The organism is Legionella waltersii, assembly GCF_001468085.1.
Classification (GTDB): domain Bacteria; phylum Pseudomonadota; class Gammaproteobacteria; order Legionellales; family Legionellaceae; genus Legionella; species Legionella waltersii.
In genome coordinates, this window is the sequence record NZ_LNZB01000036.1 from 36,738 (window position 1) to 44,934 (window position 8,197).

Below are 8,197 nucleotides of genomic sequence, written 5' to 3' on the forward strand. Positions count from 1 at the left end.
TGACCGTAAGGGAGCGGAAAACGATTTGAACACAGTACAAACCATAAATAACCTATACCGCTTCGCTCTCCTCTCGGATTTGGCACCGAGTTAACCGAGCCGCGACCGTGAGGGAGCGGAAAACGATTTAAACACAGTACAAACCATAAATAACCTATACCGCTTCTCTCTCCTCTCGGATTTGGCACCGAGTTAACCGAGCCGTGACCGTGAGGGAGCGGAAAACGATTTAAACACAGTACAAACCATAAATAACCTATACCGCTTCGCTCTCCTCTCGGATTTGGCACCGAGTTAACCGAGCCGCGACCGTGAGGGAGCGGAAAACGATTTAAACACAGTACAAACCATAAATAACCTATACCGCTTCGCTCTCCTCAACGCCTTGCTCAACCCCCAGAATATGTTGATAATACCCAATCCTCTCCTGAGTCAAAGGCTTTCGTTGCTCATCCAACAAATGCGCATCCAAACCCTCACTTAACTGCCTTGCCGTTTCTAGCATCACTGAAAAACGTTCTGTATCTATGCCCGGATTTTTAGAGGTTTGCATAAAAAGACACAGTCCTCGGACGCTAAAAGCGCCTATGTTCTGCAAATCAAACACGCCAGTCGCTGTCGCCGCAGCTAAACTGCAAAGAACCGGTCCCTGACCATTCGCGAATTGATGTCTATGAAATAAATGCCCATCGCCAAAACGCAAACCTGCCGACAACACCGTTTGGAGTAGTTCATAGCCTGCAAATTGCCTATTGTCTTTAGCAAGTAGAAAAAACATAATGGTTGAGGGAACATCGTAGTTCGTATAAACCTGTCTCACTGGTTTTACTGAAATTGGCTCTTCTTGAGGAATCAACTGGGGCTGGGCTTGCTTTACCTGTGGCTTATTGCTTAACAAAGGCTCCTGCTCTTCTTCAACTTCAAAATCTAAAGACAAGTCCCTACTCACCTTACGCACGGCAATAATATCGTCGTTATATCCTTGTGAATCAAACAAGTTGGACTCTGATGAGCCATTCAAAGGTTGATATCTATCATGATTTAAGCTCTGTTTTCTAGTTTTCATTAAGCGGCCAATGGCTACTAAAACACCAATTAACAACAGGACATTAAGTATTATGCTCCAATTTGCCTGCATGATTTACTCCATAGTCAAAGCTTGTTTCACATCAACCGCGACCAAACGCGACACCCCCGGCTCTCGCATGGTCACCCCAATTAAATGATCTGCCAATTCCATTGTTACCTTATTATGGGTAATAAAAAGGAATTGTACGAATTGTGACATTTCTTTCACTAAATCGCAAAACCGACTTACATTTAAGTCGTCTAATGGTGCATCCACTTCATCCAGCATACAAAATGGTGAAGGATTTAACTGAAAAATCGCAAACACCAGGGCAACGGCTGTCATTGCTTTTTCTCCACCAGAAAGCAAATGAATGGTGCTATTCCTTTTTCCAGGAGGTTGTGCCATTACTACAATTCCTGCTTCTAACAGATTATCACAAGTTAGCTCAAGCTGTGCCCTACCCCCTCCAAATAATCTTGGAAAAAGTGCTTTAAAAGAAGTGTTTACTTCATCAAATGTACTTTCTAATCTAGATTTAGTCTCATTGTCCATTTTCTCAATGGCTGACTCTAAGGTCGTCAAGGCTTGATTTAAATCATGATATTGCTCGTCCAGATACACTTGCCGTTGCTTTTCACTTGCAAATTCTTCTATTGCGGCTAAATTGATTGCTCCCAATCGGCTTATTTTTTCGGAGACAGTGATAAGTTCATCTTCTTTCATGGTTTGAGTGAAGCCAGCAGGGATTCCTTCTAAAACCTCCTTCAACTTATACCCTGTTTCATCCATAGTCTCGATGAATGAACTTGCTCTGACCGCTAGTGCTTGCTCCTCCATCTGCACTTGACTGATCAACTCCTGGAGCTTTTTCAACTCGTTATTATGCTGGATGAGTTGCAAATCCAGTTCTTCCATCTTCATTTTTAGATGGGATACTTTGTCGCGACTCAAATTGAGTTGCTCTTCCGTTTCACCATGTTTAGCGAGCAAAAGTTCCAATTGCTTCTTAAGCTCATTTTCTGGCTCAGCGGTGGTGAGGTAGAGTTTTTCTAACTCCTCTAATCTGAGTTGGATTTTTTGCAATCGCTCTTGTTCTCGATTTACTCGATCAACCAACTGCTGAATTCTCGCCATTTCTCTGTCATGATCACGCTCAACTTGATGGAGCTGATTTCTCAGATTGTTCAGTTGCTGGCTCTGTTCCGACAGTTCATCCAGCTTAAACTGCTTTTCTCTGAGCAACTGTTGATACTGAACTTCCATGTCATTCGTTTGTTTGTCCAATTGAATGAGTTGTGCGCTTGTTTGCGAGAGTTCGATGCTGATCTCTTCCAGTGCCTCTGTTAATTCCAGTTTCTCTGCAGCCATCGACTCTATACGCTTTTCGGTATGATTGATTTGTTGTGAATTGTCGTTAAGGGTACTCAAATGATTTCTTAGTTCTTCATTGCTTAAATTGAATTGCGTTTGCAGTTGCTCAATGTGAATTAAATTATCTTGTATTTGCGTTTGAAATTCATCGCGCAATTGACGTACGGAGTTAAGCTTGATTTCAAGCTCTGCTACTTGTTGCGACATCTCATTGATTTTTTGTTGTCTGGCTAAGATACCTATCTCATCAACCTCAATCTTCTGTGCTAATCGAGCCCAGCCATTTCCTAACCAATACCCATCCGGAGTCACTACAGATTCATAAGGCAATAAATCAGGGCACCAACTTAATGCTTGTTCTCTATTTTCCGCGGCATAAATATGTTCGAAAGAGTTGACGGTTACTGGCAGCAGACCCTGTACTTTATCCCCTAGTTTGGGGCGAGTTGAAGAAGCGGCTGTATGAGGCTTTAAAGAAACAACGTTCTCAGTTAGCGTTTTATTTTCTGAGAATTTTGACCATAACTCATTGATATTCTCAACCACATAGGCACGAACATCATCACCTAAGATCATTTCACAAACAGCCTGCCAAGTCGGTTCAACGTGGAGGACATCCATTAATCTTGCTTTTTCAGCCCAGCCTTCATTCTCAGCCTTTTCAGCTTGAGTTCCTCTTCTTGCTGCTTTTTGTGCCGCTTTTAAAGCAGCTAGCTCACTGCTTAAACGATGATAGTCATCTTGTAGAGAGCTCACTTGCTTCTCAGTGTCTTTGAGTTGGTTTCGTAAACCTAGCTGCCCTTCATTGGCTTGATTCACCTGCTCTAGTGCAGATTGTTGAGCACGTTGCAATTCCTCTTGTTTTAATTTCAAAACGGCTGCTCGCTGCTCGAGCTCCAATAGACTCACTGATAAACTGTCAGTATCCAATTTTTCCAAGCTGATATGAATGTGATTCCTGCGTTCATCCAAATGTTGGAGTTTAAGTTTGGTCAACTGTTGTTGCTGTTTCTGCGCATTGTGCTTGGCTTGTGTTTCAGTCCAATGAGCCTCCCATTCCTTTTGAGCCGCTTGTTTTGCGTTCCACTGGACTTCTTTCTCAGAATACGCATTTTGTAAAAGAAGCAATTGTTCCTTCAGTTGCTCCGACAACTGCTGACAGTTGATCAAAGCATCTTTGTCTTGTTGAAGTTGCGTGTTCGACGCTTTGGAGTCATTGAGCATTTGTTCTCTTTCTTGCTCCAAGCGCTTTTTTTCTTTTTCCCTTTGTAATAAACCTTCCTCAAGGCGAGCCATTTCCATCCCTATTTGATAGAGAGACTCTTGGATAATCTGGTTATGTTGAGTGGCATCTTGAAGTTGCTCATTAAGTAGGGTTTTCTCCATAGTCCCATTGGTTAAAATACTTTGCTGCTGTTCAAGAGAAACCCTTAATTCCAGGAGTTCCCTCTGCTTTGTGCTTTGCTTTTCCGTTTGGTCTTGCCACTTCAATGCCAAGATTTCTGCCCGACAACGCTTTTCTTCTTGAACTAATTGCGTGTAACGTTCAGCCGCCTTTGCTTGGCGCTCAAGTCGTTGTAAATGCTTGTTTAATTCCTCTCGGATGTCTGCAACTCGAGTTAAGTTCTCCCTAGTGTGCTCGATACGCTGCAAGGTTTCTCGGCGTCGCTCTTTGTATTTTGACACCCCCGCTGCCTCCTCAAGAAAAGCTCGAAGCTCTTCCGGTTTAGCTTCTATAAGACGCGATATTGTTCCTTGACCGATGATGGAGTAACTTCTTGACCCAGCGCCAGTCCCTAAGAATAGGTCTGTAATGTCTTTACGTCTACAACGACTTCCATTGAGGTAATAGCTCGATTCCCCATCACGCGTAACGACGCGTTTAACGGCTAATTCACTGTAACTGGAAAAAGGGCCGGCGATTCGTCCCAAGCTGTTGTCAAAAACCAACTCCACTGACGCTTGGCCGAGGGGCTTTCTGCTGGTTGAGCCATTAAAGATCACATCCGTCATGGATTCTCCGCGTAGATTTTTAGCAGAGCTTTCCCCCATAACCCAACGTACAGCATCAATAACGTTTGATTTACCGCATCCATTTGGACCAACTACGCCAACGAGCTGGCTTGGGAAAGGCACGATTGTGGGATCAACAAAGGACTTAAATCCGGCTATCTTTAACTGCTTTAAGTGCATATCTACGGCTTATATTAATTTTTGGTGGGTAGTATAACGTAGGATATTTCGTATGACTATTTGCCGCTTGCTATTTGTGCGGTATATCACAAAAATATCCTGTTATGTCCACACGGGGCAAGCACTCATCAAAGAAATTATGTATTTGGAGACACTCGTAGCCTCGATGCAGCCGCAGGCGTAACCAAGGCGACAAAGACCACAAACTCGATACCAAACATCATTGCCACCACATGCAACAATATGTTCATTTGACAAACACTTTTCCAGCTATATAATAGGCCTCACCAGTAAACAAATAGGTCAACCATGAAACGAAGATATTGCCTGTTCACAAAACTAATAATCGCTCTTTGCCTATGTTTATCAACACCAGGATATTCCGAACCGCAAAACATCAGCTTAGTAAAAAAGGAGATAAAGGAATATCATGACTCAGGGCGTTATCAGCAAGAGCTTAACCAAGTCATTCACTCTGCAAAACAGTATATTCTGGAACAATCTGCCCTCCATCGAGCAAAAAACCCCAACGAAAAGCTTGCCATTGTTTTAGACATTGATGAAACCAGTCTTTCTAATTACGATAAACTGGTTAAACATGACTTTGTAGGCAACAAAAAGGAAATTCATCAAGAAATTTTAGCTGCAAATTCCCCAGGCATAAAACCGATGCTTGAGCTCTACAATATTGCGGTTAAAAAGGGTATCAAGGTCTTTTTCGTGACTGGTAGGAAAGAATCAGAGCGCAGCGCTACGCGCATTAACTTATTAAAGGCCGGCTATAAAAACTGGTCGGGGTTGTATTTAAAGCCTGATAACTATTCAAAGCCCTCCATCATTCCCTTTAAGTCTAAAACACGACAGTTAATTGCTCAGAAGGGATACACCATTCTTGCGTCGATTGGCGATCAATACAGCGATTTAAAAGGTGGCTTTGCCAAAAAAGGGTTCAAACTGCCCAATCCTTATTATTATTTGCCTTAGATTAGCTCTAAATATCCGCTCCCTGACGGTCGCGGCTCGGACTTGTTTCGTGACAACCGTAAAATAAAACGGGGACCAAAAAATAAAACGGGGACCAAAAAATAAAACGGGGACCAAAAAATAAAACGGGGACGGACCCCACCGGGGTCCGTCCCCAACATTGCGTTGCGCCAACATTGCGCCAACACTGCTATCACTGAACCGCAACCGTCAGGGAGCGGATAGTGGCTATTAAGCCGCAGCCTTTTCTTTCATACGAACAGCCATTACTTCTAAAGCAAGGAATTTCAAGTAATCATAGCTTACGTAGTAATCCCCTTGATCCCCTGCAAATTTAGACCAGGAGTTTCTTAGAGTAAACACACCACGGTTCACGTGACCTTCATCATCATAGATCTCAAGATCATCATCATAAGCAGTAATCACTAATTCATGTCCTGCATAAATCAATCCGTTCATTGCATCCATAACGATTTGAGGAGTTAACATCCAGGTATCATGGTATGCATGATAAGTACCTACCGCACCAGCATCACCTTCGTACACATCCAATAACATACCTACTGTTAAACGGTTTCCTTTAGCAACTTCTTCTTTAATGCGATAAATCAATTGATTCATGTCAACGTTGGGAGAAAATGACTCGTCATTTTTTAACAGCGCTTCCCAACTGATCAAGTTAGACACTGGAACGCTATGGGCAGTAAATTCTGTATCAGCCATTGGCTTGCCTTCGTCATTTTGATCGTCTAACGGATAATCACGTACGCCTGCGCAACCGTTTAGTTTCTGATAGTTTTGGCTGATGATTCCATATTGAGAAATTTGTTGGAGAACCCAATAACCCCATGAACCATTCCAACCGCTAGTAGGTATCTTGTCATTAATGGCTAAATAGCTACCTAATTCCAAGTTACACAATTGACTGATGTAATCGCCGGCACCCAATGTAGCATCAATGGCCGCGGTCACAGCAAATGTCACGCAACTACCATGATAGCCTTGATCTAAAACAGGGGTTAATTGCATGCCTGATCGAGCATGACGTGGTAATTCAGACGCAAAACTCATTGAGTTCACAGAATTTTTAGGGTATTCCGATAACTGCTCTCTTAAATACGATTTAGCGCCCTTAGACAACTCCACTTTTGGAAGTTTAAACGTAAGTTCTTTTGGAGCTCCGGCTAGATTTTTTGGTTTAATATGGACATCCACTTCACCTTTTAAAGTCACCGGATTGGCGAAAGCTAATGAAGAAGACAAGGACAGAATTGCTAAATTAATTATATTTTTCATAGATACATCCCTTTAATTTACCCTCTAGCATAATATCAAGAGTGCCATGAATTGCAACTGATTTGATGGATCAATTTAAACCGAGTAGTCATCATTGCGAGCTTTGTGATGAATGGTGACTCTTTTTTTTGTTAAGAATTGGTAGGATTGAATGGGAATGGTCCCCAGTGGGGTTAGTCCCAGATTGAATGGGGACGGACTCCACTGGGGTCCGTCCCCTCTATGTGCTCACTGAGATAACCGAGCCGCGACCGTGAGGGAGCGGAATCTATGGGCCCTCAAATTTAGAAGAATCTCAACCCGATCTCTGGTATAATGCTCACGAATTCTTAAACGAGGATCATCACATGCGTACCCTATTTGTTTGTTTTTTGATTAGCCTATTGTCCTTTGGACTGATAGTCAATGAAGCGTCTGCAAAGCGTTTTGGTGGGGGCAGAAGTTTTGGTGTGCAACGCTCTCACAGCAGTTTGTTTTCATCAAATAAATCCTATAACAACAGCATCCCTAATAAAAACAGTGCGAATAAAAGCCGTTGGGGCGGAGTCCTCGGTGGGCTATTAGCTGGAGGCTTGTTGGCAAGTCTATTCATGGGCAATGGTTTTGCAAGTGGATTGATGTCTTGGTTATTCATTGGAATAGTGGCCTTCTTTATCATGAACTTTTTAAAACGAAGAAGCCCTGCACTTCAAACGGCTCAAGCTGGCTCAGCAAGACCAAGCAATCCTTTCCAAAACTTTTCTCAAGCGTTTACTAGCCAACAAAGTAGCGGTCATCAAGCTCAAAGCGTTCAATTTGATGAAGAAGGCTTTCTGCGTCAAGCGAAAGTAACCTTTTATCGTATGCAAACCGCTTACGATCAAAAAAACTTGCACGATTTACAGACTTTTACAGCACCCGAAGTGTTTGCTGAAATTAAAATGCAATTGGATGAGCGTGGCGATGAGCCAAATATCACCGAAGTAATCAGTCTAAATGCAAAATTACTCGACGTGTCAAAGCAATCGCTCTCGACCATGGCCAGCGTGCAATTTACAGGTACTGTTAAAGAAAACGGCGAACTCAGTCAAATTGATGAAATTTGGCACTTCCGCCAATTTGATAGGCAAGAAAGTTGGGTAGTTGGTGGTATCCAGCAAGAGGTGTTTCAACCTTAGGTTAGAAAACGGTAGGTTGGCGCTAAACGAAGTGTGCAGCCCAACATTTATCCGCTCCCTCACGGTCGCGGCTCGGTTAGCTCAGAATCAACCGAGCCGCGACCGTGAGGGAGCGGATAATCAG

General features: G+C 42.9%; 5 protein-coding genes. 2 read left to right on the forward strand and 3 right to left on the reverse strand.

Annotation, left to right across the window (positions count from 1 at the left end; translation table 11 throughout):
* Positions 1 to 358 precede the first annotated feature (358 nt).
* Both Lwal_RS06355 and smc read right to left on the reverse strand, forming a co-directional pair.
* Positions 359 to 1,138 carry a cell division protein ZipA C-terminal FtsZ-binding domain-containing protein gene (locus Lwal_RS06355; protein ID WP_083500050.1) on the reverse strand — a complete coding sequence of 260 codons (780 nt, stop codon included), beginning with the start codon at positions 1,136 to 1,138 and terminating at the stop codon, positions 359 to 361.
* Positions 1,139 to 1,141: 3 nt separating this feature from the next.
* Complete coding sequence (gene smc / locus Lwal_RS06360) at positions 1,142 to 4,636, reverse strand: chromosome segregation protein SMC (protein WP_058479989.1); 3,495 nt, start codon at positions 4,634 to 4,636, stop codon at positions 1,142 to 1,144.
* Positions 4,637 to 4,945: 309 nt separating this feature from the next.
* Here smc and Lwal_RS06365 point away from each other — a divergent pair, with 309 nt between their 5' ends.
* Complete coding sequence (locus tag Lwal_RS06365; RefSeq protein WP_058479990.1) at positions 4,946 to 5,620, forward strand: HAD family acid phosphatase; 675 nt, start codon at positions 4,946 to 4,948, stop codon at positions 5,618 to 5,620.
* A gap of 231 nt (positions 5,621 to 5,851) precedes the next feature.
* On the opposite strand, the gene Lwal_RS06370 is transcribed toward Lwal_RS06365, so the two are convergent.
* Positions 5,852 to 6,916: a C1 family peptidase gene (locus Lwal_RS06370; RefSeq protein ID WP_058479991.1), complete on the reverse strand. Its 1,065-nt coding sequence runs from the start codon at positions 6,914 to 6,916 to the stop codon at positions 5,852 to 5,854.
* Between the two features lie 347 nt (positions 6,917 to 7,263).
* Between Lwal_RS06370 and Lwal_RS06375 the strand changes: the two genes are divergently transcribed.
* On the forward strand, positions 7,264 to 8,073 hold the full coding sequence (locus Lwal_RS06375; protein WP_058479992.1) for a Tim44 domain-containing protein: 810 nt from the start codon (positions 7,264 to 7,266) through the stop codon (positions 8,071 to 8,073).
* The last annotated feature ends 124 nt before the right edge of the window (positions 8,074 to 8,197 follow it).

Bases quoted from the DNA above. Each gene is read 5' to 3' on its own strand.
- Lwal_RS06355 (WP_083500050.1), bottom strand. From the start codon at position 1,138: ATGCAGGCAAATTGGAGCATAATACTTAATGTCCTGTTGTTAATTGGT.
- smc (WP_058479989.1), bottom strand. From the start codon at position 4,636: ATGCACTTAAAGCAGTTAAAGATAGCCGGATTTAAGTCCTTTGTTGAT.
- Lwal_RS06365 (WP_058479990.1), top strand. From the start codon at position 4,946: ATGAAACGAAGATATTGCCTGTTCACAAAACTAATAATCGCTCTTTGC.
- Lwal_RS06370 (WP_058479991.1), bottom strand. From the start codon at position 6,916: ATGAAAAATATAATTAATTTAGCAATTCTGTCCTTGTCTTCTTCATTA.
- Lwal_RS06375 (WP_058479992.1), top strand. From the start codon at position 7,264: ATGCGTACCCTATTTGTTTGTTTTTTGATTAGCCTATTGTCCTTTGGA.